The 22,297-nt window shown below is 69.6% G+C and carries 23 protein-coding genes and 1 tRNA gene; 4 read left to right on the top strand and 20 right to left on the bottom strand.

Going from position 1 to position 22,297, the window contains the following annotated elements; translation table 11 throughout:
• The first annotated feature begins 1 nt into the window (after nucleotide 1).
• From ACW7GZ_RS11375 to ACW7GZ_RS11360, 4 genes are read left to right on the top strand one after another with little or no spacing between them, the layout of a single operon-like run.
• Nucleotides 2-496: a hypothetical protein gene (locus tag ACW7GZ_RS11375; protein WP_457009270.1), complete on the top strand. Its 495-nt coding sequence runs from the start codon at nucleotides 2-4 to the stop codon at nucleotides 494-496.
• Nucleotides 493-2,265 carry a TIGR02594 family protein gene (locus ACW7GZ_RS11370; RefSeq protein WP_457009268.1) on the top strand — a complete coding sequence of 591 codons (1,773 nt, stop codon included), beginning with the start codon at nucleotides 493-495 and terminating at the stop codon, nucleotides 2,263-2,265. The genes ACW7GZ_RS11375 and ACW7GZ_RS11370 overlap by 4 nt, the downstream gene beginning before the upstream one ends.
• Before the next feature lie 7 nt (nucleotides 2,266-2,272).
• On the top strand, nucleotides 2,273-2,998 hold the full coding sequence (locus tag ACW7GZ_RS11365) for a M949_RS01915 family surface polysaccharide biosynthesis protein (RefSeq protein ID WP_457009266.1): 726 nt from the start codon (nucleotides 2,273-2,275) through the stop codon (nucleotides 2,996-2,998).
• An 11-nt stretch (nucleotides 2,999-3,009) separates the two neighbouring features.
• Nucleotides 3,010-3,270 carry a PAAR domain-containing protein gene (locus ACW7GZ_RS11360; protein ID WP_457002198.1) on the top strand — a complete coding sequence of 87 codons (261 nt, stop codon included), beginning with the start codon at nucleotides 3,010-3,012 and terminating at the stop codon, nucleotides 3,268-3,270.
• Between the two features lie 52 nt (nucleotides 3,271-3,322).
• On the opposite strand, the gene ACW7GZ_RS11355 is transcribed toward ACW7GZ_RS11360, so the two are convergent.
• From ACW7GZ_RS11355 to ACW7GZ_RS11260, 20 genes are all read right to left on the bottom strand, one after another.
• Nucleotides 3,323-3,398 (bottom strand) — tRNA-Gly (locus ACW7GZ_RS11355).
• A gap of 190 nt (nucleotides 3,399-3,588) precedes the next feature.
• A complete protein-coding gene (gene pgsA, locus ACW7GZ_RS11350) occupies nucleotides 3,589-4,191 on the bottom strand; it encodes a CDP-diacylglycerol--glycerol-3-phosphate 3-phosphatidyltransferase (protein ID WP_457002196.1) in 603 nt (200 codons plus the stop codon).
• Nucleotides 4,188-6,071 (bottom strand): excinuclease ABC subunit UvrC, encoded by a 1,884-nt coding sequence (gene uvrC, locus ACW7GZ_RS11345; RefSeq protein ID WP_457002194.1) that lies wholly within the window; start codon nucleotides 6,069-6,071, stop codon nucleotides 4,188-4,190. Before uvrC ends, pgsA begins: the two co-directional genes overlap by 4 nt.
• On the bottom strand, nucleotides 6,068-7,486 hold the full coding sequence (locus tag ACW7GZ_RS11340) for a thioredoxin-like domain-containing protein (RefSeq protein ID WP_457009264.1): 1,419 nt from the start codon (nucleotides 7,484-7,486) through the stop codon (nucleotides 6,068-6,070). Before ACW7GZ_RS11340 ends, uvrC begins: the two co-directional genes overlap by 4 nt.
• Before the next feature lie 51 nt (nucleotides 7,487-7,537).
• Complete coding sequence (gene kdsB, locus ACW7GZ_RS11335) at nucleotides 7,538-8,332, bottom strand: 3-deoxy-manno-octulosonate cytidylyltransferase (RefSeq protein WP_457009262.1); 795 nt, start codon at nucleotides 8,330-8,332, stop codon at nucleotides 7,538-7,540.
• A 118-nt stretch (nucleotides 8,333-8,450) separates the two neighbouring features.
• Nucleotides 8,451-9,443, bottom strand: coding sequence for a tetraacyldisaccharide 4'-kinase (gene lpxK, locus ACW7GZ_RS11330; RefSeq protein ID WP_457002188.1), 993 nt, complete (start codon nucleotides 9,441-9,443; stop codon nucleotides 8,451-8,453).
• The gene (gene msbA / locus ACW7GZ_RS11325) at nucleotides 9,440-11,236 is read right to left on the bottom strand and encodes a lipid A export permease/ATP-binding protein MsbA (RefSeq protein WP_457002186.1); all 1,797 of its coding nucleotides are present in this window, start codon (nucleotides 11,234-11,236) and stop codon (nucleotides 9,440-9,442) included. Before msbA ends, lpxK begins: the two co-directional genes overlap by 4 nt.
• The gene (locus ACW7GZ_RS11320; RefSeq protein WP_457002184.1) at nucleotides 11,233-11,679 is read right to left on the bottom strand and encodes an ExbD/TolR family protein; all 447 of its coding nucleotides are present in this window, start codon (nucleotides 11,677-11,679) and stop codon (nucleotides 11,233-11,235) included. The genes msbA and ACW7GZ_RS11320 overlap by 4 nt, the downstream gene beginning before the upstream one ends.
• Nucleotides 11,680-11,686: 7 nt before the next feature.
• A complete protein-coding gene (locus ACW7GZ_RS11315) occupies nucleotides 11,687-12,310 on the bottom strand; it encodes a MotA/TolQ/ExbB proton channel family protein (protein ID WP_457002183.1) in 624 nt (207 codons plus the stop codon).
• A 248-nt stretch (nucleotides 12,311-12,558) separates the two neighbouring features.
• The gene (locus tag ACW7GZ_RS11310) at nucleotides 12,559-14,874 is read right to left on the bottom strand and encodes a DNA internalization-related competence protein ComEC/Rec2 (RefSeq protein ID WP_457009260.1); all 2,316 of its coding nucleotides are present in this window, start codon (nucleotides 14,872-14,874) and stop codon (nucleotides 12,559-12,561) included.
• Between the two features lie 555 nt (nucleotides 14,875-15,429).
• Nucleotides 15,430-16,137: a lipoprotein-releasing ABC transporter ATP-binding protein LolD gene (lolD, locus tag ACW7GZ_RS11305; RefSeq protein ID WP_457002873.1), complete on the bottom strand. Its 708-nt coding sequence runs from the start codon at nucleotides 16,135-16,137 to the stop codon at nucleotides 15,430-15,432.
• Nucleotides 16,138-16,228: 91 nt separating this feature from the next.
• Nucleotides 16,229-17,470 (bottom strand): lipoprotein-releasing ABC transporter permease subunit, encoded by a 1,242-nt coding sequence (locus tag ACW7GZ_RS11300; RefSeq protein WP_457002179.1) that lies wholly within the window; start codon nucleotides 17,468-17,470, stop codon nucleotides 16,229-16,231.
• A 24-nt stretch (nucleotides 17,471-17,494) separates the two neighbouring features.
• Entirely contained in the window at nucleotides 17,495-17,947 is a 453-nt protein-coding gene (locus tag ACW7GZ_RS11295) for a hypothetical protein (protein WP_457009259.1), read from the bottom strand.
• On the bottom strand, nucleotides 17,895-18,170 hold the full coding sequence (locus tag ACW7GZ_RS11290; RefSeq protein ID WP_457002175.1) for an FAD assembly factor SdhE: 276 nt from the start codon (nucleotides 18,168-18,170) through the stop codon (nucleotides 17,895-17,897). The genes ACW7GZ_RS11295 and ACW7GZ_RS11290 overlap by 53 nt, the downstream gene beginning before the upstream one ends.
• Entirely contained in the window at nucleotides 18,167-18,589 is a 423-nt protein-coding gene (locus ACW7GZ_RS11285; protein ID WP_457009257.1) for an MAPEG family protein, read from the bottom strand. Before ACW7GZ_RS11285 ends, ACW7GZ_RS11290 begins: the two co-directional genes overlap by 4 nt.
• Nucleotides 18,590-18,638: 49 nt before the next feature.
• Nucleotides 18,639-19,424 (bottom strand): succinate dehydrogenase iron-sulfur subunit, encoded by a 786-nt coding sequence (locus ACW7GZ_RS11280; protein ID WP_457009255.1) that lies wholly within the window; start codon nucleotides 19,422-19,424, stop codon nucleotides 18,639-18,641.
• 13 nt (nucleotides 19,425-19,437) lie between these two features.
• Nucleotides 19,438-21,228, bottom strand: coding sequence for a succinate dehydrogenase flavoprotein subunit (sdhA, locus tag ACW7GZ_RS11275; protein WP_457002170.1), 1,791 nt, complete (start codon nucleotides 21,226-21,228; stop codon nucleotides 19,438-19,440).
• 13 nt (nucleotides 21,229-21,241) lie between these two features.
• Nucleotides 21,242-21,643 carry a succinate dehydrogenase, hydrophobic membrane anchor protein gene (sdhD, locus tag ACW7GZ_RS11270; RefSeq protein ID WP_457002168.1) on the bottom strand — a complete coding sequence of 134 codons (402 nt, stop codon included), beginning with the start codon at nucleotides 21,641-21,643 and terminating at the stop codon, nucleotides 21,242-21,244.
• A complete protein-coding gene (gene sdhC, locus ACW7GZ_RS11265; protein ID WP_457002166.1) occupies nucleotides 21,640-22,029 on the bottom strand; it encodes a succinate dehydrogenase, cytochrome b556 subunit in 390 nt (129 codons plus the stop codon). Before sdhC ends, sdhD begins: the two co-directional genes overlap by 4 nt.
• Before the next feature lie 84 nt (nucleotides 22,030-22,113).
• Nucleotides 22,114-22,281 carry a DUF1674 domain-containing protein gene (locus ACW7GZ_RS11260; protein ID WP_457002165.1) on the bottom strand — a complete coding sequence of 56 codons (168 nt, stop codon included), beginning with the start codon at nucleotides 22,279-22,281 and terminating at the stop codon, nucleotides 22,114-22,116.
• Nucleotides 22,282-22,297 lie beyond the last annotated feature (16 nt).

Here is a 22,297-nt window from a genome sequence, read left to right as displayed (position 1 = left end):
GATGCACCGTTTCCTGGTCACCGCCCTGCTGCTCTGCGCCCTTGGCGCCGCCTCCGCCCAGAACTACGCCAGTGGCGAGCACGTGCTCGACTCCGCGCAGGGCGAGCTGCGCATCAACGTGGGCCTCGTCTCCCACCTCAACGCGCACACGTTCCACGTGTACACGTTCCAGTTCCGGCCCAGCGGGGAAACGGCCTGGCACCAGCTGCCGCTGGTGCGCGACGCCGCGGATCCCGCGCTCGACTTCATCCTCACCAGGACGGCCACCGCCGACTTCACCACCCGCGATGCGCGGCTGGCGGTCGACGGTCCCGCGCCCGGCCTCGCGATTGCTGCGCTGGAGTACGAAGACACACCGTATGACGATGACGCCAGGGTCCGGGTGGAAACGTTCGCCCTGAAGCGGCTGGACGAGGAAGGGCGCTGGATCTTCGAAAGGCAGGGCGAGTCGCTGGCCGCGCCCGGGACCACGATCGAGGAGGCGCTGCGCCCATGAGCAGGCCGCTGGTCAGTGCTGTCTACCATCGCGAGATCAAGACCGTGGAGTTCACCGCCGACAACGGCGACCGCCTGCTGCGCACGGGCGGCACCCTGGCGTGGCGCCTGAACAACCCCGGCAACCTGCGGCCGAGCCGGCTCTACCAGGGGGTCATCGGCACCGCGGACACGCCCAACGGCGCGTTCGCGATCTTCTCCAGCCCCGAGACCGGGCGCGCGGAAAAGCGCGCGCTGCTGCGCCGCCGCTACGACACGCTTTCGCTTCGCGATGCGATCTACACCTATGCACCGCCGGTCGAGAACGATACGGAGAAATACCTCGGCTTTGTCATCAAGCGCACGGGGCTGGCCCGGGACAGGCTGCTCAGCGACATGAGCGACGCCGAGCTCGGCGGGATCATGTCGGCCATGGAGCAGATGGAGGGCTACAACGCCAGCGTCGATACCCGCCAGGAGCGCTGGGTCCACGTGACCTCAGTCGCGCTGTCCGACGGCGCCCGCCCCCTGCCCGACCATCCGGTCACGGTCCAGCGCGGGAACGGGGAGAGCCGCGACGTCACCACCAATGCGCAGGGCGCGCTTCCGCCGCTGGTCACGCGCACCGCGGGCGAAGAAGTCGTGCTTCTGGAAACGGGCGGCGAGAAGGCGGAAATCGGGCGACTGACGCTGCTGGATACGTCCATCTCGATCGTCTTCGCGCGCCTGAGCGAGATCTTCACCGCAGCCTCCCAGCCGCACAATCCCCCGGCGGAGGCGACGGAAGCGGCACCGGAACGCAAACCGATCCGCTACGTGGTGCAACCCGGCGACACGCTTTCGGCGATCGCCCAGCGCTTCAAGACCACTGCAGGGGCGCTGCAGCAGTCGAATGCCGCGACCATCCGCAACGCCAACAGCATCCGGCCCGGCCAGGTGGTCTGGATCCATGGCGAGGGCCAGCAGGCCGCTCCTGCCCGCTACACGGTGGTCCGCGGCGACACCCTGGCCGCGATCGCCTCCAGGCACCGGACCAGCGTCGACCGGATCATGGCGGTGAACCAGGGAGCCATCGCCAACCGCAACGTGATCAGCCCGGGGCAGGTCATCGACCTTCCCGCCGGCGTCGTCGCCAGCGCGCCCGCCGCAGCGCCCCCCCCGCCCGCCCGCACCGGCGGCACCCAGTCCACGGCCAGTACGCGCAGCCGCGAGAACCAGGGCCATCCCCTGGCCATCGTCCAGCTCGACCAGCGCCGCGCGCCCTGGATGGAACACGCCTACGCCGAAGCCAGCCGCTGGGCCGGCAAGACCGAGGACGTGATCGGCAAGACGATCAACTACCACCATGAGCTGGGCACGAAGTGGCTGCCTTCCATGTCGGGGACCAACAACGCCTGGTGCGCATCGTTCGTCAACTGGTGCCTCAAGGAGGCCGGCTACACCATCTCGCGGGAACACTACCGGGCGCGTTCGTTCGCGAGCGACGCCGCCTTTTCACAGATCGACGCGCCGATCTATGGCGCGATCGGCATGCGCGGCACCAGCCACGTCGGCTTCGTCTACGCAGTGGCCAGCAACGGCAATCCGATCCTGCTGGGCGGGAACCAGGGCGACCAGATCAATTTCAGCGCCTTCGGCAAAAGCACGATGCGGTACTACGTGCCCCTGGCCTATGCCGAATTCGCCGCAACCGAGCTGGAGGATCCGAACCTGGACGTGACCACATCCGCTGCGCTCAACCAGGCCCTGGATATTTCCGTCAACCAGAAGGCGTCGGGCAATGAGCGCTAGGACACGGATGGCTTTCTGGCCGCTGCTCCTGGCCGGTGTGGCCGGCCTGGCCGGCTGCAACGATGCCAGCAGCCCGCCACCGCCCGTGACGACGCCGGCGACCGGGGCCGAGACCCGGGCAGAAGCCACAGATGCCGCAGGCACGCCGCATGGCATCCGGGCGGAACCCGTGGACGCCGCCAGCCTGGCACTGCCTGCCGCCGCGGATGAGGGCGAACTCCTGGACGCGCTGGCATACCGCGATGCAAACGGCTCGAACCTGCTGGTCTTCCGACGCGCGCAGTCCATGTCGGAAAGCGAGGACGGCGACATCGAAACGATCGCGCTGACGGTCACGCACTACCTTGACGCTTCCGACGACGCAGCCCCCGGATGGCGGGAGACGTGGCAGGCCGGTGAAACCACGCACTGTGACGGCCTGGATTTCGAAGCCGGCTTCCTGGAACGAGCCACCCGGGTCGAAGACCTCGACGACGACGGCATCGCCGAGCTGGTGGTCGGCTACAGCGGATTCTGCGGCGGCGGAATCGACCCCCATGACATCAAGCTGGTCCTGCACGCCGGAGGGCGTGAGTACGTCTTGCAGGGCGAATCACTGGTGCAGCCCCCGGACGGCAGCCCCTCTTTCGGCGGACACTACGCCACCACGCCGGCATCGGAAGACATCCCGCCGCCGCTGCGCGCCGCGCTGCTCGAAGCATGGAGCCGCGTGAAGACCCACCCGATTCCATAAGGAGAACTGCGATGGCCTTGCCATGGATCCTGGTAGGTGACGCGATCGACCACGGCGGCACTGTCGTGGCTGGCGCACCCGCGGTCAGCCTGGGCGGACGCCAGGTCGCGCGCATCGGCGACGCGGTCGTCTGCAGCCAGCATGGAAGCACCACCATCGTGACGGGAGACCCGGGCGTGGTCATCCTCGGCAGCCCGGTCGCGCGCCATGGCGACAAGACTGCGTGCGGTGCCAGCCTGATCGCCTCGCAAAGCACGACGTCCAACGGATAGCCCGGGATCGAACAAAAAAAAAGCTGCAGGCGCAATGCCTGCAGCTTCGATCTGGAGCGGGAAACGAGACTCGAACTCGCGACCCCGACCTTGGCAAGGTCGTGCTCTACCAACTGAGCTATTCCCGCGTTGTGAGCCAGCAATTGTAATGCCCGGAAAAAAACTGTCAACACCCCCCGATCATCGAATTCCCTACCCCCGACTTTTTTAAGAGCAGCTATAGCTGCGACCAGATGCCCCCCCGCCTTTGTGGGAGCAGCTTTTGTGGGAGCAGCTATAGCTGCTCCCACAAAGGCCGCCGGCGGCGGGCACGAAGGGTTACTGGCTGCGGCGTTCGCTTTCGCGGAGGGCGGGCCAGGCGGCGCGCAGGTAGAGGAAGCCCGACCAGAGGGTCAGCAGGGCGGCGACGGCCAGCATCCAGTCGCCGATGTGGAAGATCGGCGTGCCCAGCCAGGGCTCGGGGCGCGGCGGGTTCTTGTCGGGGGTGACGGCGTACAGCAGGGCCAGCAGGGCGACCATCTGCGCGACCGTCTTGACCTTGCCGATGGCGGCCACCTTCACGGTGGCGCGCTGGCCGAGTTCGGCCATCCATTCGCGCAGCGCGGACACGGCGATCTCGCGGCCGACGATCACCGCCGCCCAGAACGCCATCCACGGCGTGGGATGCCCCTGCACGATCAAAAACAGCGCGGTGGCGACCATCAGCTTGTCGGCCACGGGGTCGAGGAAGGCGCCGAAGGCCGACGACATCTGGTAGCGGCGCGCGATCCAGCCGTCCAGCCAGTCGGTGATGGCGGCCAGGCCGAACACGCCGGCGGTGGCGAAGTTGCTCCACTGCCAGGGCATGTAGAACGTCGCCACCATTACGGGGATCAACAGGATGCGGAGCAGGGTCAGCCAGGTGGGAAGGGTGAGCTTCATGGGTCCTTCTGGGGTCGCGTTGCAGCTGGCGCGGGGGCGTCCAGGCCGTGCAGTGTGGCGTAAATCCGTTCGGCCAGCGCGAGATTGACGCCTTCCACGCGCGCGATTTCCGCAACGCCCGCGGCGCGCAGGCCGCCCAGGCCGCCGAAATGCTTGAGCAGCGACGCGCGCCGGCGCGGGCCGATGCCGGGGATGTCTTCGAGCCGGCTGGTGCTGCGCGCTTTTTGCCGGCGGCCGCGATGCCCGGTGATGGCGAAGCGGTGGGCTTCATCGCGCACCTGCTGCACCAGCTGCAGGCCGGGCGATGCGGCGCCGGGCTTTACTTCGCTGCCGTCCGGCAGCAGCAGGGTCTCATCGCCGGCCTTGCGCGCTTCGCCCTTGGCCACGCCGACAATAGTGATCCCCCCGGCGATGCCGAGTTCGGCCAGCACGGCCTTGGCCTGGCCCACCTGCCCCGCCCCACCATCGATCAGCAGCAGGTCGGGCAGCACGGCGTCGTCGTTGCCGGCGGCGCGCTTGAAGCGCCGGGTCAGGGCCTGGTGCATGGCGGCGTAGTCGTCGCCGGGTTCGATGCCGCTGATGTTGTAGCGGCGGTACTGGCCGCGCACCGCGCCTTCGGCATCGAACACCACCTGCGACGCGACGGTGGCCTCGCCCATGGTGTGGCTGATGTCGAAGCACTCGATGCGCCTGGCGGGCTCGGCCAGGCCCAGCAGTTCGCGCAGCGATTCGGCGCGCGCGGCCTGCGCGGCCTGGCTGCCGAGCTGGGTGGCGAGCGAGTTCTCGGCGTTGCGGCGGGCAAGGTCGAGATAACCGGCGCGCTCGCCGCGGACGCTGGTCTTCAGCGTGACCTTGCGGCCGGCCTGCAGCGCGAAGGCTTCTTCAAGCAGCGGCACATCCTCGATCACGCGGTCGAGCACGATCTCGCGCGGCGGCTGGTGCGCGATGTAGTACTGGGCGACGAAGGCGGCCAGCACTTCGGCGGGCTCGTCGACGCCGTTGGTTTTCGGGAAGAAGGCGCGGGTGCCGAAGTTGCGGCCGTCGCGGAAGGCCAGCAGCAGCACGCAGGCATTGGTGCCCTGCATGGCGATGGCGAGCACGTCCAGATCCGCGGCGTGGCCGTCGACGTACTGGCGCGCCTGCATGCTGCGCAGGCTGGCGAGGGTGTCGCGCAGGCGGGCGGCGTTCTCGAAGTCCAGGCGTTCGCTGGCGGCTTCCATCGAGGCGGCGAGTTCGTCAAGCAGTTCGTCGCTGTGGCCTTCAAGGAACATCCGCACGCGGCGCACGGCGGCTTCGTATTCGGCGGCCTCCACCAGGCCCACGCAGGGCGCGCTGCAGCGGCCGATCTGGTACTGCAGGCAGGGGCGCGTGCGGTTCTTGAAGACGCTGTCTTCGCAGCTGCGCAGCTTGAACAGCTTGTGCAGCAGGTTCAGCGTTTCGCGCACCGCGACCACGCTGGAGTACGGGCCGTAGTAGCGGCCGGGCACCGACTGCGGGCCGCGGTGGAGCGCGATGCGCGGCCACTCTTCGCGGGTCATCAGCAGGTGCGGGTAGCTCTTGTCGTCGCGCAGCAGCACGTTGTAGCGCGGCTTGAGCGATTTGATCAGCTGGTTTTCCAACAGCAGCGCTTCGGCCTCGGTGCGGGTGACCGTGACCTCCATGCGCGCGACCTGGGACAGCATCGCGGCGGTGCGCGCGTTCTTGGGGCTGGCGCTGAAGTAGCTGGCCACGCGCTTCTTCAGCGCACCGGCCTTGCCGACGTAAAGCACGCTGTCGTCGGCGGCGTACATGCGGTACACGCCGGGTGCCGTGCTGAGGCCGCGGACGAAGTCCTTGCCGTCGAAGGCGGGCGCGGCGCCGGGGTCGCCGGCCGCGGTCATTCGCCGATGGGAACGTGCTTCAGGCTTCCGTCCCGGGTGTCATAGCGGAGTACGGCGTGGGCGTCGGTATCGGCGATCCAGACCACGCCGTCGGCCACGGCCATTCCGCAGGGTGCGTGCAGGCGCTGCGGCAGGGTGACGGTGGTGAGTTCACCGCCGCCCAGGCGCAGCGAGCGCAGGCAGTCGTTGCCGCTGTCGGCGATCCACAGCACCGGCGCATCGGGATCAAGCGCGATCGCCTGCGGCTGCTGCAGGCGCGCGCTGGCGCGGGCGCCGTCGCCGCTGCCGTGGCTCCAGGGGCCCTGCCCCACCAGGGTGGTGACCTGGCCGGTGCGCACGTTGGCCGAGCGGATCGCGGAGCCCGCGGCATCGCAGACATAGACCACCTGCTGCACGGCGGCGAGCGAGGCGGGTTCGGCGAACGAGGCCTGTTCGCGCGCGCCATCGTCCACGGCCAGCGCGCCGGAGCCGGCCAGGAGCGTCATCGCCGGGGCGCCGAGACCGAAGGACCAGACGCGGTTGTCGCCGGCGGTGGCGATGTGCAGGTTGCCGGCGGCCAGCGACACCGCGCGCGGCTGGTCCAGGGCGACCATCCGCGGATCGGCCACCGGGCCTTGATTTGGAACACCGGGGCGGCCGGCGCCGACCACGGTGTCGATATCGCCGCTGCGCAGCTGGATGCGGCGCACGGCGTGGTTGCCGGTATCGGCGATGTAGAGCGTGTCGCGTTCGATGCACAGCCCCTGCGGGCGGCTGAAGGCGGCAAGCTCCATCGGGCCATCGATGAAGCCGGCGCCGCCGCTGCCGAACTGGCGCAGTACGCGGCCGCTGAGGTCGCACTCGAGCACGCGATGGTGGCCGCTGTCGGCGACGTACAGGTAGTTGCCCGACAGCGCCAGGCCGACCGGGAAGCGCAGCGGCAGGACCGGTTCGCCGCCGCGGCGCATCTCGATGCGTTCGGCGTTGAGCGAGCGCGGGGTGGCTTCGGACTGCAGGCGGCTGATGGCGGAATCGATCCCGCGCAGCTGGCCATCGCCGACGAAGCGGTCGCGCACCTGGCCTTCGGCATCGATCAGCACCACGGTGGGCCAGGCCTGGATGCCGTAGTGCTGCCACAGCGTCCAGTCGGCATCGTGGCCGACCGGGAATTCGAAATTGTTGCGCGCCAGGCGCTTGCCCACGCGCCGCGGCTCGCGCTCGTGGTCGAAGCGCGGCACGTGCACCGCGACCACGTTGAGGCGGTCGGGATGGCGGTTGCGCAGGTGGTTGAGGTCGACCAGGGTCTGGCTGGACCAGGCCGAGCCCGCGTTGACGAACGCGAGCGCGGTCACCCGGCCGCGCAGCTGGGACATGCGCAAGGGTTCGGTGGTGTTGAGCCAGTCGATGCCTGGCGGGAATTCGGGTGCGGCCTGCATGTCTGGATCTTACTTCAAGCCTTCGGGCAATTGAGGCGCAGCGGGCGGAGGTCAGCGGGCGCCGTGGGCCGCTTGGGCGGCGGCGATGCGGAGTTCGGCGTGCGCGAGGTCTTCGGGCGTATCCACGCCGGGCGGAAACTGCTCCGGCGACAGGGCGACGGCGATGCGATGGCCGTGCTCGAGGGCGCGCAGCTGTTCCAGTGATTCGGTCTGCTCCAGCGGCGTGGGCGGCAGCGCCGCGAAGCGTTTCAGGAAGCCAGCGCGATAGGCATAGATGCCGATGTGGCGCAGCCAGTGGCCGCCGGGCGGGAGCGTGGCGCGGCCTTCGGCCGTGGACCAGGCGTCGCGCGGCCAGGGGATCGGGGCGCGGCTGAAATACAGGGCGTCGCCGCTGGCGGCGCGGACCAGCTTGACCGCGTTGGGATCGGCGAGCGTGGCGGCGGCGTCCACCGGCGTGGCGAGGGTCGCCATCTCGGCACCGGAGTCCAGCAGCGCCGTGGCCACGGCGCGGATGCCGGCGGCGGGCGCGAAGGGTTCGTCGCCCTGCAGGTTGACCACCACGGTGTCGTCGGCCCAGCCGGCGATGGCGGCGCACTCGGCCAGGCGGTCGCTTCCGGAGGCGTGGTGCGGCGAGGTCATGGCGATGCGGACGCCGCTGTTGGCGAGTGCGTCGGCGATGCGGTCGTCATCGGCGGCCACCCAGACCGCGTCCGCGCCCGCGGCCAGCGCGCGGCGGGCGACGTGCAGGACCAGCGGCTCGCCCGCGAGCAGGCGCAGCGGTTTGCCCGGAAGGCGCGACGCGGCGAAACGCGCGGGGATGGCGACGGTAAAGGATTGCCTGGTCATGCCCCGATTGTGCCCCGATTGTGCCGCCCTGACCCGCAGGAGCCGCTTTTGTGGGAGCGGCTATAGCCGCTCCCACAGTCGCGCTGACCCGATCGAGGCTATAGCGGCTCCCACAGAGTCAGGCGGGGGCGAGCTTGGCCAGCAGCGCGACCCAGAAGGCTTCGGGGAGCTCGGCGCGGACGGGGACGGCGTAGTGGCGCTCGCCGACGAAGGCGGCGCACTTCACGGCGTCCTTGGCGGTCATCAGCACCGGCAGGTCGCTGCCGAAGCGCAGGTCGCCTTCGACATAGGCGTGGTGGTCGGGGAACGCGTGCGGCACCACGGCGATGTCGAGGGCGCGCAACATTTCGAAGAAGCGCTCCGGGTCACCGATGCCCGCCACCGCGTGCACGCGCTGACCGGCGAACGCCGACAGCGGCAGGCCGCGGCCGCCGAGCAGCGGCACGGCGTCGCCGGGTGCCAGCCACATCGGCCACTCGCCAAAGCCGGCGGCGATGTCGGGATCGCTGCCGGCGTTGAGCACGCGGAAGTCGCAGGCCGCGGCGCGCGCGGCGGGCTCGCGCATGGGGCCGGCGGGGATCGGCAGGCCGTTGCCGTGGCGGCGGCGGCCATCGATGACTTCGATCTCGATGTCGCGCGCCAGCGCGTAGTGCTGCAGGCCGTCGTCGCAGACCACGATGTCGCAGCCGGCGGCGGCCAGCGCGCGCGCGGCGGCGACGCGGTCGCGGTCGACGCGCACCCGGGCTTCGGACTGGCGCGCGATCAGCACCGGCTCGTCACCGCCCTGGGCTGCGGGCGTGCCGGCTTCGACCCACAGCGGCTTCGACTCGTCCGCGCGGCCGTAGCCGCGGGTGGCGACGCCGGGATTCCAGCCCTCGGCGCGCAGGCGTTCGACGATGGCGATGGTCAGCGGCGTCTTGCCGCTGCCGCCGGCGACCAGGTTGCCGACCACCAGCACCGGCACCTTCACCCGGCGCTTCCCCAGCAGCCCGATGCGGTACAGGCGCACGCGCAGCGCGACCAGCGCGGCGTACACGCGCGACACCGCGTGCGCCCACAGCGGCACGCGGCCGCCGCCGTACCACCAGCGCGGGGTTTCGCGGCGGCTCATGCGGCACCACCGTCGCGGAACTGCATCGCATGCAGGTGCGCGTACAGCCCGCCCCGCGCCAGCAGCTCGGCGTGGGTGCCCTGCTCCACCATGCGGCCCTGGTCGAACACCAGCACCTGGTCGGCGTGCTCAATGGTCGACAGGCGGTGCGCGACCACCAGCGTGGTGCGGTCGGGCATCAGCCGCTGCAGCGCGTCCTGCACCAGGCGCTCGGACTCGGTGTCGAGCGCGGCGGTGGCTTCGTCGAGAATCAGGATCGGCGCGTCGCGCAGAATCGCGCGGGCGATCGCCAGGCGCTGGCGCTGGCCGCCGGAGAGCAGTGAGCCGTTCTCGCCAATCGGCGTGTCCAGGCCCTGCGGCAGGCGTTCGATGAATTCCCAGGCGTTGGCGGCTTCGGCGGCGGCGCGGATGGATTCAAGTGGCGCATCGATGCCGTAGGCGATGTTGGCGGCGACGGTGTCGTCGAACAGCGCCACGCGCTGGCCGACCAGCGCAATCTGCCGGCGCAGGTCGGCCAGCGGGTAGTCGGCCAGCGGCACGCCGTCCAGCGTAATGCGGCCCGAGCTGGGCTCGTAGAAGCGCGGCACCAGGCGCACCAGGCTGGTCTTGCCGCTGCCGGAGCGGCCGACGATGGCGGTGACGGTGCCGGGCGCGGCGCGGAAGCTCACGTTCTCCAGCGCGCTGCCGTCGCCGCGAGCGTAGCGCAGGCCGACATCGTCGAACACCAGCTCGCCGCGCGCGCGCTCGACCCTGTGGCGGCCGCGGTCGTCCTCTTCCTCGTCATCGAGGATCGCGAACAGGCGCTCGGCGGCAGCCACGCCGCGGCCCAGCACGCTCTGCACGTTGGTAATGCGCCGCAGGGACGGAATGATGCCCATCATCGCGGTCATCAGCTTGATGAACTCGCCGGGATTCAGCTGCCCCGCCAGCGATTCGCGGATCGCCACCCAGACGATCGCCGCCAGCGCCAGCGCCGCCAGGATCTGCACGAGCGCCGAGGACGCCGCGCGCGTGGCCTCGACCTTCATGTTCAGGCCCAGCACGCGGTTGGCGAGCGCCGAATAGCGCCCCTGCTCGAAGGCCTGCGCGCCGTGCACCTTGACGTCCTGCTGCGCGGCCAGCGACTGCTCGGCGCTGTGCGCCAGATCGCCCATGCCGGTCTGGATGCCGCGGCTGATGCGGCGGTAGCGGCCGCCCACGTACCAGACCAGCACCCCGATCAGCGGCGCGATCAGGATCATCGCAAGCGTCACCTTGACGCTGGTCCAGAGCATCAGCCCAAACAGGAAGACGATGGTCAGGCCGTCGGCGATGAGCATCTTCAGCGCGTCGGCGCTGGCCTGGGTGACCTGTTCGGTGTCGAAGTTGAGCCGGCTGACCATCTGCGGCACGGCTTCGGTGTCGAAGCGGCTGCTCGGCAGGCGCAGGTACTTGCCCAGCACAAGCTCGCGCAGGTCGCGCACCACGCTGCGGCCCACCCGCGCGATGCCGTAGTCGGTGCAGAAGGTCGCCGCGCCGCGCAGCAGGAACAGGCCGATGATCGCCAGCGGCAGGATCAGCGCCATGTCCGGGTCGGGATCGACGAAGCCCTGGTTGGTGAGCGGCTCCATCAGCCAGACGAAGGCGGCGCCGGCCGCGGCCTCGATCACCATGCCGACCATCGCCACGATCAGCAGCGGCCGGTAGTTGACGGTGTGGCCGAGGAGGCGGCGGTAGGTCTGCCAGGCAGAGGGTGCGCCTTCGGCGGCCGGGGCCTCTGGCTGTGACGGGTCCCGTCCGCCCGCGCTGCTCACTGCGCGGGATCCTGCACGACATTGCCGCCGGCCTCGGGCGCGGTCGCGATCGAGATGCGGCGGAAGCCCAGCTGGCCAAGTGCGTCCATCGCGGTCACAACCGCCTGGTGCGGCGTGCGGGCGTCGGCGCGCAGCAGCACCGGGCGCTCGCGGTCTTCGCCGGCGACTTCAAGGATCGTGGCCTTGATCGACTCGACGTCGGTGCGCAGGGCCTCGCGGTCATCGATGAAATAGCGGCCTTCGGCGTTGACCAGCACGCTCAGCGAGGGCTGCTCGCTGTCGGCGGCGCGCGCGTCGGCACGCGGCAGCTCGAGCTTGAGCATCGACCGGGTATCGAAGGTCGTGGTGACCACGAAAAAGATGATCAGCACCAGGATCACGTCGATCAGCGGAACGAGGTTGATCTCGGGGATGTCCTCGGCGCGGCGGTCGCGGATGCGCATGCGCGGGTCAGGCCCTGCCCGGGCGGTTGCGCGGATCCAGGGCATCCATCAGCGCGATCGCCTCGTGCTCCATGGCGACGATGTAGCCATCGATGCGGCCGCGGAAGAAGCGGTGGAACATCAGCGCCGGCACCGCCACCACCATGCCGGCGGCGGCGCAGACCAGGGCCTTGCCGATGCCGCCGGCCAGCTCGTTCATCTCGCCCATGCCGACATCCATGATGCCGAGGAACATCTGGATCATGCCGACCACGGTGCCGAACAGGCCCAGCAGCGGCCCGATGCCGGCGATGGTGCCGAGCGCGTTGAGGTAGCGCTCCATGCGATGCGCCTGGTGGCGGCCGACGTCCTCGACGCGCTCGCGCATCTCTTCGCGCGGGTGGTTGCGCATGTCGAGCACGCTGGCCAGCAGCGCGCCCAGCGGCGAGTTGCCGCGCAGCGACTCGATGTGGGACGGATCGAGCTGCCCGCCGCGGCCGACCCAGTCGCGTACCTCGCGGCCGAGGCCGGCCGGGAGCATCTGGTTGCGGCGCAGCGTCCAGAAGCGTTCAACGATGATCGCCAGCGCCACCGCCGACAACAACAGCAGCGGCAGCATCGGCCAACCGCCGGCCTTGACCAGTTCCAGCACGCATCACTCCAGAGGCCGGGGGGCCCGGGAAACAGGGCCCATAGGATAACGCCACAATCCCGCCCCGTAGGAGCAGCCCGCCTGTGTGGGAGCAGCCCGCCTGTGTGGGAGCAGCCCGGCTGTGTGGGAGCAGCCGGCCTTTGTGGGAGCAGCTATAGCTGCGATGCCGCACCGCCGGGCGACTCTGCACCGTCCACGCACACCGATCGCAGCTATAGCTGCTCCTACAACCGCTTCTGCAGGAGCGGCTATAGCTGCTCCCGCAGGCGGGAGGCGGCTTCGGCGTCCCAGAAACGGCGACGGCGATCACGTTCTGCTTCGATCTCCGGCCCGGCCTCCCCAAGGCGAACGCGGAGCGCGCCGGCAGCGGGGGTCTCGAGCACGCGCGCGCCGGCAGCCTGCCAGCGTTCGACCACGTTCGCGTCGGGATGGCCAAACCGGTTCCCGTGCCCGGCCGATACCAGCGCCAGCCGGGGCGAGGTCGCGGCCACGAATTCCACCGTCGACGAATGCCTGGACCCATGGTGCGGCACCAGGACCACGTCCACCGGAAGATCCTGCGGCACGCGTCCAACCAGGCGCTCCTCCACCGCTTCGCCGATGTCGCCCGTCAGCAGGATCGCGCCGTGGGCGGTTTCGATCCGCAGCACGCAGCTGGATTCGTTGCGCAGGTAGGGGAAATGCAGCGGCGGGTGCAGGAAGCGGAAGGTCACGCCGTCGCGCTTCCAGCCGCTTCCGGCCAGGCAGTCCGACGCGCCCTCGAAGGCGATCCCTTCTGGTGCCAGCAGGCGCTTCGCGGGGAAGCGCCGGCGCACCGCGTCCAGGCCGCCGGCATGGTCGGCATCGCCGTGGCTCACCACCATCGCCTCGACCCGGCGTACGCCCAGAGCGTGCAGCGCCGGCACCACGGCGCGCTCGCCGGCGTCGTAGCCATCGCGGATGGCGGGGCCCATGTCATAGAGCATGGTGTGGCCGGCGGTGCGCACCAGCAGCGACATGCCCTGCCCCACGTCCAGCACCACCAGCTCGACCTCGCCATGCCGCGGCAGCTGGCGGTCGGGCCACAGCAGCGGCAGCCACAGCAGCAGGGCAAGCGGCTTGCCGGGCACGCCGCGCGGCAGCAGGATCCAGAACGCGGCGAGCATCGCCATCGGCAGCGCAAACCAGCGTGCTTCCGGCAGCCACCACAGCGCCAGCGGGCTGTTGCCGAGGCGCTCGAACAGCGGCCAGGACAGGTCGAAAGCCCGGGCCGACAGTCGCCAGGCGTCACTCCCCCAGCCTGCGTGCAGGCCTTCCAGCGCAGTGCCCACCAGCGACAGCGGCACCACCACCAGGCTCCACCACGGAATCGCCACCAGGTTGGCGAAAGGCCCGGCCAGCGAGGCCTGGCCGAAAAGGATGGCGGTCATCGGCAGCAGCCCGAGCGTGGCCACCCACTGCGCGGAAAGGAAGTCGCGCAGCGGGCGGCCGCCGGCCTGCGGCAGGCACCACAGCAGCCAGGCGACGCCGCCGAAGCTGAGCCAGAACCCGGGCGAGAGCAGCGCCAGCGGATCGACCAGGACGATGGCGATCGCGGCCAACGCCAGCGACTCCGAAATACGCAGCCGCCGTCGTGACAGCCGCGCGGCGACCACCACCGCGATCATCAGCACCGTTCGCACCGTGGGCAGGGCGAAGCCGGCGACGGCGGCGTAGCCAAGTGCGCCGAGGAAGGCCGCAGCGGCCGCGGCCTGGGGTCTCGGGATGACCGTGCACAGTGCCGGAAAAAGCCGCCACAGCCCCGCTCCCAACAGGGCGAAGAAGCCCGCGACCAGCCCGACGTGGAAGCCGGAAATGGCGATCAGGTGGGTCAGACCAGTGGCGCGCAGCAGCTCCCAGTCGGTGTCGGACAGGGCGCGCGTATCGCCCAGCGCCAGCGCGCGCACGTAACGCGAGGATGCGCCGGTTACGGCTTCGTCGATGCGGGTCGCGATGCGGTTGCGCCAGGCGTCGATGCCGCGCGGCGAGGCGAGCTGCTCCGCCGTCGCCTGTTCGCGCACATAGCCGGTGGCGGCGATGCGCGCGGCCATGGCGTGGCGCTCGCTGTCGAAGCCGCCGGGATTGCGCAGCCCGCGCGGCGCGCGCAGGCGAAGTTGCAGACGCCAAGTCGCGCCGGGCTGCAGCTCGTGGCGACGCGTGAGCTCGTCCGACCAGTCGTTCTCGTACCAGGACAGGCGCAGCTTCGCCCCACGCAGGAATTCGGGCAGCGCAGGGTCGTCGTCGACCCGAAGCTGGAAGCGCGTGCGCCGCAGCTCGTTCTCCGGCAGGCCGATGACCCGCCCGCTGACGGTGAAGTCGGCCCGTTCATGCTCCGCGGGGAGCTGCGCGCCGAGCGACGTCGCGGCATGCAGGCCGCAGAGCGCGAACCCGACTAGCATCGCCCCGGCCCAGCGCCAGCGGCTGCGCAAGCGCCACCAGCCGGCAAGCCCCACGAGCAGCAACGCCGCAAGCAGGGCCGCCGCCGGCAAAGCCGGAAGCCGCAGGCAAACAGACGCCCCCAAAACCAGCGCCCCCGCCACCCCCACCCCGAATGCAGGAGCAACTACAGACACAGGAGCAACAGGATCAACCGCAGATGCAGATGCAGATGCAGATGCAGGAGCAGATGCAGGAGCAGAAGCAGAAGCAGAAGCAGAAGCAGAAGCAGTTATAGCTGCGATCGCTGGGCTTTTGTGGGAGCGGCCATGGCCGCGATTGGCATGGTCGGAATCGCCGTGCCAGTGATCGGGCATCAGCACCCAGCACAAAAGCCTGGAGCCAGCCCAGGCAGCACGATCGGCAAGGGCACCTGAGATGCGCGACGCAGGATCCCCATCGCTGAACCACGAACGACGTTGATCCGTGACGAAGGTGAGGAGGTAGATGCTGCCGGCTTCGGACCAGCGTCCGCGACGAAGGGTTTGGGAGCGTGGCCTGGGCATGGGCCTAGGCTGACGCTTCCGCGTCGGGGTGCCAGCGGTAGCTTCCCCGACATGCGTGTCGGGCTTTTGTGGGAGCGGCTATAGCCGCTCCCACAAATTGCCGTCTCCCGCAATGTGGCCGCCCACGCCGAGTAGCCGTCCCCCAAAAAAAAGGGGGTTTCAGGCGGAGGCGGGGGGGATCTCGCGGAGTTTGCCTTCGTGGAGTTCGAGGACGCGGTCGAGGCGGCGGGCGAGGCGGCGGTCGTGGGTGACCAGGACCAGGCTGGTGCGTTCGGCGCGGTTGAGCTCGAGCATCAGTTCGAACACGGTGGCGGCGGTCTTTTCGTCGAGGTTGCCGGTGGGTTCGTCGCCGAGCACGCAGGCGGGGCGGTTGACCAGGGCGCGGGCGACGGCGGCGCGCTGGCGTTCGCCGCCGGAGAGTTCGCCGGGCTTGTGCTCAAGGCGATGGCCGAGGCCGACGGACTCCAGCAGCACGCGGGCGCGCGCAGACGCGTCCGCTACGCCGGCACCCGACAGCAGCACCGGCAGGATCACGTTTTCGAGCGCGGTGAACTCGGGCAGCAGATGGTGGAACTGGTAGACGAAGCCGAGCGCGCGGTTGCGCAGGCGGCCACGCTCGGCGTCCGACAGCGCGCTCATGCGCTGGCCGGCGACGTAGACCTCGCCGGCGGTGGGCGTGTCGAGGCCGCCGAGGAGGTGCAGCAGCGTGCTTTTGCCGGCACCGGATGCGCCGAGGATCGCCACGGTCTCGCCGGCCGACACCGACAGGTCGAGTCCGTCGAAGACCGGCGTGTGCATCCGGCCTTCGGCATAGGTCTTGCCCAAGGCCCCGGCACCGACCACTTCGCCCGCCTGGCGCTCCGCCATGTCGACCGCACCGGCACCTGCACCGGCACCGACGGGATCACCGGCACCCGATCCGGCAACCGCGCGCATCCGGGCGTCTTTCGCTTTCCGGTCACTCATAGCGCAGCGCCTCCGCCGGGTCGGTGCGCGCCGCGCGCCGCGCCGGGTAGATGGTGGCCAGCAAGGCCATGGCCAGCGCGACCAGGGCCACGATCACGATGTCCTGCGCGCTCAGCTCGGTCGGTAGCCCGGTGATGTAGTAGACGTCGGCCGGCATCAGCTCGGCGCCGGTCACGGCCTCGATCAGGCGCAGGATGCGCTCGAGGTTGAGCGTCAGTGCCACGCCGCCGACCACGCCCAGCACGGTGCCGAACACGCCGATCAGCGAGCCCTGCACCATGAACACCTGCATCACCCCGGCCGGCGTGAGCCCCAGGGTGCGCAGGATGGCGATGTCGGACTGCTTGTCGGTGACCAGCATCACCTGCGACGACACCAGGTTGAAGGCGCCCATGGCGATGATCAGCGACAGCAGGATCGCGATCATGGTCTTCTCGAGCTTCAGCGCGCGGAACAGGTGCGCGTTCTCCATGGTCCAGTCGCTGACCATGTACGGGCCTTCAAGCTTCAACGCCAGGTCGCGCGCCACAGCATAGGCCTGGTCCATGTCGTGCATGTGCAGGCGCACGCCGGTCACGCCGTCGCCCATGCGCAGCAGGCGCTGCAGGTCTTCGATGTTGACCACCGCCAGGCCCTTGTCGAACTCCTGGTAGCCGGCTTCGAACACGCCGCTGACGGTGAAGCGCTTGAGCTGCGGCACCGCGCCCATGGGCGTGGCCTGGAAGTCGGTGGTGACCACCACGCTGTCGCCGAGGCGCACGCCCAGCCACGCCGCCAGCTCGCGGCCGAGCACGATGTTGTAGCTGCGCGGCGTCAATGTATCGAGGCTGCCTTCGACCATGCGCTCGCCCAGCACCGAGACCTTGGCCTCGTCGGCCGGGGTGATGCCGCGGATCATGGCCGGCTCGCGGCGCTTGCCCGAAAGCAGGCCTTCGGTGGAGATGTAGGGCGCGGCGCCGGCAACGCGCGGATCGGCCACCGCGGCATCGACCGCGCGCTGCCAGTCCTGCATCGGCTCGCCGTGCGCGCTGACGGTCGCGTGCTGCGTCATCTGCAGCATGCGGTCGCGGATCTCGCGCTGGAACCCGCTCATCACCGCAAGCGTGGTGATCAGCGCGGTCACGCCGATCGCGATGCCGAGGATGGAGGCCAGCGAAATGAAGGAGATGAAGCCGTTGCGGCGCTTGGCGCGCAGATAGCGCATGCCGATGGCGACAGGTAATGGTTTGAACATCGGGTCTCGCCAGCTCGAAGGCCGCTATGGTGCCACCGATGGCCCCGCGCGCGCAGTGGGCAGCCTGTCGACGGCCAGCCGGAGTTCACGGCGCCAGCGCGGCGGCAGGGTGTCGGGCCACCAGGCCAGGCGCCGGCGGCGGCCTTCGGCATCACGCCAGGAGAGAAAAGCGAGCGGCCCGCGCCACTGCAACTCGATGTCGGCCACATCGACGTCATCGACCTGCAGGCGGCCATCGGCGGTGAACAACAGGCTGCGCGGGACCCGCCGCCACTCGCGCGCGGCGGAATGCAGGCTCTGCACCGCCGCGGCCGCGGCCAGCAGCCAGGCCACTGCGCGCGGCATCTCGCTGGCCAGCACCGCGACGGGCGCAAGCACGCCCAGCAGGATCAGGATCGCCGAAGGCCAGCGCGACGGCCGCCAGTCAATGCGGCAGGGCGCGGATCCGGTGGACCAGGGCGTCGAGGGCGTCGTCATCGGGGCGTTGCTGGCCGAGGAACCATTTCCACAGCCTATCGTCCTCGCTGTCCAGCAGCCGCAGGAAGACTTCGCGCTCGGCCGTCGGGGATTGCCGCCATTCGCGCTCCAGCCAGCGCTCAAGCAACTGGTCGAGCTCGCGCATGCCGCGCCGGCAGCGCCAGCGCAGGCGGCGGAACTCGGCCTCGTCGTCGGGCATGGGCTTGTCGACGGGTGTGCTCATGCCAGGAACAGGTACCAGGCCAGGCGGATCCAGAGCAGCGCCAGCACGAAGAAGCCCGCGATAAAGACCTGGAAGCGATGCATGACCTTGTTGTAGCCGCAGTGGATCATGCTGTGCACGATGCGCAGGGCGACAAAGCCCCAGGCCAGCCCGAGCACCCATGGATCGCGCACACCGGCGCCGATCGCCACGGCGACAGCGAAATAAAACAGCACCGGCAGTTCGAACAGGTTGCGGTAGTTGTCCGACGCGCGAGTATCGGTAAGCCGCTGCGCGATCTGCGCCGACAGCGCCACCGACTGCGGATGCACGCGCTCGCGCTTCATCACCGACACGCGCCGGCGGTACATCACCACCGCCACCACGAAGGTCAGCGCGATCAGGACCACGGCGGGCCACAGGATCAAGTTGCTTGTCATCGCGCTTCCCCGGATACGAACGCGCCGGCAGGTGCCGGCGCGGTATGGATCAGACCTGGCGGGCCAGCATCAGCTGCTTGATCTCGCTGATGGCCTTGGCGGGGTTGAGCCCCTTCGGGCAGGTCCGCGTGCAGTTCATGATGGTGTGGCAGCGGTAGAGCTTGAACGGATCCTCGAGATCGTCCAGGCGCGCACCGGTGTCCTCGTCGCGCGAGTCGACGATCCAGCGGTAGGCCTGCAGCAGGACCGCCGGGCCGAGATAGCGCTCGCCGTTCCACCAGTAGCTTGGGCACGCGGTGCTGCAGCAGGCGCAGAGGATGCACTCGTACAGGCCGTCGAGCTTGGCGCGGTCTTCCTTCGACTGCAGCCGCTCGCGGTCCGGCGGCGGCGCGCTCTGGGTGCGGATCCAGGGCTGGATGGAGGCGTACTGCGCGTAGAAATGGGTCAGGTCCGGGACCAGGTCCTTGACCACTTCCATGTGCGGCAGCGGGTAGATCGGCACCTCGCCCTTTCCGCAGTCGTCGATGGCCTTGGTGCAGGCCAGCGTGTTGGTGCCGTCGATGTTCATCGCGCACGAACCGCAGATGCCCTCGCGGCAGGACCTGCGGAAGGTCAGCGTGGGATCGACCTCGTTCTTGATCTTGATCAGCGCGTCGAGAACCATCGGGCCGCACTTGTCGAGATCGATCTCGTAGGTGTCGGTGCGCGGGTTCTCGTTGTCGTCCGGGCTCCAGCGGTAGACCTTGAACTCGCGCACGCGGGTCGAGCCCGCCGGCGCGGCGAAGTGCCTGCCCTTGTGGACCCTGGAGTTCCTGGGGAGTGAGAATTCGGCCATCTGCTTATCGATCCTAGTAGACGCGCGCAACGGGCGGGACGACTTCGACCTCATCGTCGAGCGTGTACATGTGCACCGGGCGGTAGTCGATGCGGGTGTTGCCCGCCTCGTCCACCCAGGTCAGCGAGTGCTTCTGCCATTCGGCGTCGTTGCGGTCCGGGAAGTCCTCGCGGGCGTGGGCGCCGCGCGATTCCTTGCGGTTCTCGGCCGCGACGATGGTCGCCAGCGACAGCCCCAGCAGGTTCTGCAGCTCCATGGTCTCGATCAGGTCGGAGTTCCAGACCAGCGAGCGGTCGCTGACCTTGACGTCGGCGAACGACGCGTGGATCTCGCGGATCTTGTGCACGCCCTCGGCCAGGGTCTCGCCGGTGCGGAACACCGCGGCGTCGGCCTGCATGGTGCGCTGCATGTTGTCGCGGATCACCGCCGTCGGCGTGCCGCCGTTGGCGTTGCGCAGCGTGTCGAGGTTGGACAGCGCCTTGTCGCAGGCGTCGCGGGCGAGCGTCTTGTGCGGCTGGCCCGGCTTGATGGTCTCGGCGCAGCGGTTGGCCACCGCGCGGCCGAACACCACCAGGTCCAGCAGCGAGTTCGAGCCCAGGCGGTTGGCACCATGCACCGAGACGCAGGCGGCCTCGCCGATGGCGTACAGGCCCGGGACCACGGAGTCCGGGTTGCCGTCCTTCAGCTGCACCACTTCGCCGTGGTAGTTGGTCGGCACGCCGCCCATGTTGTAGTGGACGGTGGGGATGACCGGGATCGGCTGCTTCTCGACGTCGACGCCGGCGAAGATCCGCGCGGACTCCGAGATGCCCGGGAGCTTCTCGTGGATGTCCTTGGGATCGAGGTGGGTCAGGTCGAGGTGGATGTGGTCCTTGTGCTCGCCGACGCCGCGGCCTTCGCGGATCTCGATGGTCATCGAGCGGCTGACGACGTCACGGCTGGCGAGGTCCTTGGCGTTGGGCGCGTAGCGCTCCATGAAGCGCTCGCCGTTGGAGTTGCGCAGGATGCCGCCTTCGCCGCGCACGCCCTCGGTGATCAGGCAGCCGGCGCCGTAGATGCCGGTGGGATGGAACTGCACGAACTCCATGTCCTGCAGGCCCAGGCCCGCGCGCAGCGCCATGCCGCCACCGTCGCCGGTGCAGGTATGCGCGGAGGTCGCGGAGAAGTAGGCGCGGCCGTAGCCGCCGGTGGCCAGCACCGTGCCCTGGGCGCGGAACAGGTGCAGCGTGCCCTCGGCCATGTCGATGGCGAGCACGCCGCGGCAGGCGCCCTCCTCGTCCATGATCAGGTCGAGCGCGAAGTATTCGATGAAGAACTCGGCCTTGTGCGCCAGCGACTGCTGGTACAGCGTGTGCAGCATGGCGTGGCCGGTGCGGTCGGCGGCGGCGCAGGTGCGCTGTGCAGTGCCCTTGCCGTAGTGCGTGGTCATGCCGCCGAAGGGACGCTGGTAGATCTTGCCCTCTTCGGTGCGCGAGAACGGCACGCCCTGGTGCTCGAGCTCGATGATCGCGGGGATGGCCTCGCGGCACATGTACTGGATGGCGTCCTGGTCGCCCAGCCAGTCGGAGCCCTTGATGGTGTCGTAGAAGTGGAAGCGCCAGTCGTCCTCGCCCATGTTGCCGAGCGCGGCCGAGATGCCGCCCTGCGCCGCGACCGTGTGCGAACGGGTCGGGAACACCTTGGTGATGCAGGCGGTGCGCAGGCCCTTCTGGGCCAGGCCGAAGGTGGCGCGGAGGCCGGCGCCGCCGGCTCCGACCACGATCATGTCGTAGTTGTGTTCAGTGATCTTGTAGGCGTTGGTCATTTCGGGCGTCTTGTCAGGCCAGCAGCGCGATGCGGGCGATCGCGTACAGCGATCCCAGCGCGCCGAGCACGCAGAGGAGGATGTTGAGCACAAGCAGCGTGAGCTCGACGGCGCGGTTGTGCACGTAGTCTTCGATCACCACCTGGATGCCGAGCTTCGCGTGCCAGAACAGCGCCATCACGAACAGCGCCATGAGGATGGCGTTGTAGGGGCGCGAGAAGACCTCGTAGACGCGGCCGAGGTCGGCGCCAACCATCGACACCAGGGTGCCGACCAGCCACGGCACCAGCAGCGCCAGCACCACGGCGGTGACGCGCTGCCACCAAAAGTGGCCGGTGCCGGACTTGGCCGAACCCAGGCGGCGCGCCCGCGACAGCGGCGTGCGGTAGTCGGGGGTCACCTTGACGTCGCTCATGCCGATGCTCCCAGCGCAACGAACCAGATCAGCGCGGTCAGCACCACGGTGAGCCCGAACACGGTGTAGCCGGAGCGGTAGACCTCGGGAATCGACATGCCCCAACCGGCATCCCACAGCATGTGGCGGATGCCGTTGAGCAGGTGGTAGACCAGGGCTGCCGAGAACCCGAACAGCGCGACCTTGCCCAGCGGCGAGGCCAGGCAGGCGGCAGCGGAGGCATAGGCCTCGCCGCCGGCGGCGACGGCAAGCAGCCACCACGCGAGTCCGAACGCGCCGACCACCAGCGCGATGCCGGTGGCTCGGTGCAGGATCGACATGAGCATGGTGATCTGCCAGCGGTACACCTGGAGGTGCGGCGACAGGGGGCGGTTGGAATGGGTCATCGCGGCAGGCGTCTCTTGCTGGGCGGCGGCAGCGCCGCGTTGGCTTACGAAGGTCTTGCTGTGGCCGCGTCCGGCGGCCCCGCATCAGAAATCGATGCAGCGTCCGTTCTTCTCCCAGTCGCCGTAGCGCGTTGGATCGGGGCCGTCGCGCCCACCGAACTCGGGCGCCGGCGGCGATGCCGGAGCATCGCCCGGGGAGCTCGCCGGGGGCGTCTCCGGGGGCGTATCGCCTATGATTGCGGGATCTTGCACGAGTCGAAGTCTACGT

The organism is Luteimonas sp. A537, assembly GCF_054052065.1.
This window is presented reverse-complemented; position numbering and strand designations above follow the sequence as displayed.

Excerpts from the sequence above, each read along its gene's own strand:
- ACW7GZ_RS11375 (WP_457009270.1), top strand. The coding sequence starts at position 2 with ATGCACCGTTTCCTGGTCACCGCCCTGCTGCTCTGCGCCCTTGGCGCC.
- ACW7GZ_RS11370 (WP_457009268.1), top strand. The coding sequence starts at position 493 with ATGAGCAGGCCGCTGGTCAGTGCTGTCTACCATCGCGAGATCAAGACC.
- ACW7GZ_RS11365 (WP_457009266.1), top strand. The coding sequence starts at position 2,273 with ATGGCTTTCTGGCCGCTGCTCCTGGCCGGTGTGGCCGGCCTGGCCGGC.
- ACW7GZ_RS11360 (WP_457002198.1), top strand. The coding sequence starts at position 3,010 with ATGGCCTTGCCATGGATCCTGGTAGGTGACGCGATCGACCACGGCGGC.
- pgsA (WP_457002196.1), bottom strand. The coding sequence starts at position 4,191 with ATGAAGCTCACCCTTCCCACCTGGCTGACCCTGCTCCGCATCCTGTTG.
- uvrC (WP_457002194.1), bottom strand. The coding sequence starts at position 6,071 with ATGACCGCGGCCGGCGACCCCGGCGCCGCGCCCGCCTTCGACGGCAAG.
- ACW7GZ_RS11340 (WP_457009264.1), bottom strand. The coding sequence starts at position 7,486 with ATGCAGGCCGCACCCGAATTCCCGCCAGGCATCGACTGGCTCAACACC.
- kdsB (WP_457009262.1), bottom strand. The coding sequence starts at position 8,332 with ATGACCAGGCAATCCTTTACCGTCGCCATCCCCGCGCGTTTCGCCGCG.
- lpxK (WP_457002188.1), bottom strand. The coding sequence starts at position 9,443 with ATGAGCCGCCGCGAAACCCCGCGCTGGTGGTACGGCGGCGGCCGCGTG.
- ACW7GZ_RS11320 (WP_457002184.1), bottom strand. The coding sequence starts at position 11,679 with ATGCGCATCCGCGACCGCCGCGCCGAGGACATCCCCGAGATCAACCTC.
- lolD (WP_457002873.1), bottom strand. The coding sequence starts at position 16,137 with ATGGCGGAGCGCCAGGCGGGCGAAGTGGTCGGTGCCGGGGCCTTGGGC.
- ACW7GZ_RS11300 (WP_457002179.1), bottom strand. The coding sequence starts at position 17,470 with ATGTTCAAACCATTACCTGTCGCCATCGGCATGCGCTATCTGCGCGCC.
- ACW7GZ_RS11295 (WP_457009259.1), bottom strand. The coding sequence starts at position 17,947 with ATGACGACGCCCTCGACGCCCTGGTCCACCGGATCCGCGCCCTGCCGC.
- ACW7GZ_RS11290 (WP_457002175.1), bottom strand. The coding sequence starts at position 18,170 with ATGAGCACACCCGTCGACAAGCCCATGCCCGACGACGAGGCCGAGTTC.
- ACW7GZ_RS11285 (WP_457009257.1), bottom strand. The coding sequence starts at position 18,589 with ATGACAAGCAACTTGATCCTGTGGCCCGCCGTGGTCCTGATCGCGCTG.
- ACW7GZ_RS11280 (WP_457009255.1), bottom strand. The coding sequence starts at position 19,424 with ATGGCCGAATTCTCACTCCCCAGGAACTCCAGGGTCCACAAGGGCAGG.
- sdhA (WP_457002170.1), bottom strand. The coding sequence starts at position 21,228 with ATGACCAACGCCTACAAGATCACTGAACACAACTACGACATGATCGTG.
- sdhD (WP_457002168.1), bottom strand. The coding sequence starts at position 21,643 with ATGAGCGACGTCAAGGTGACCCCCGACTACCGCACGCCGCTGTCGCGG.
- sdhC (WP_457002166.1), bottom strand. The coding sequence starts at position 22,029 with ATGACCCATTCCAACCGCCCCCTGTCGCCGCACCTCCAGGTGTACCGC.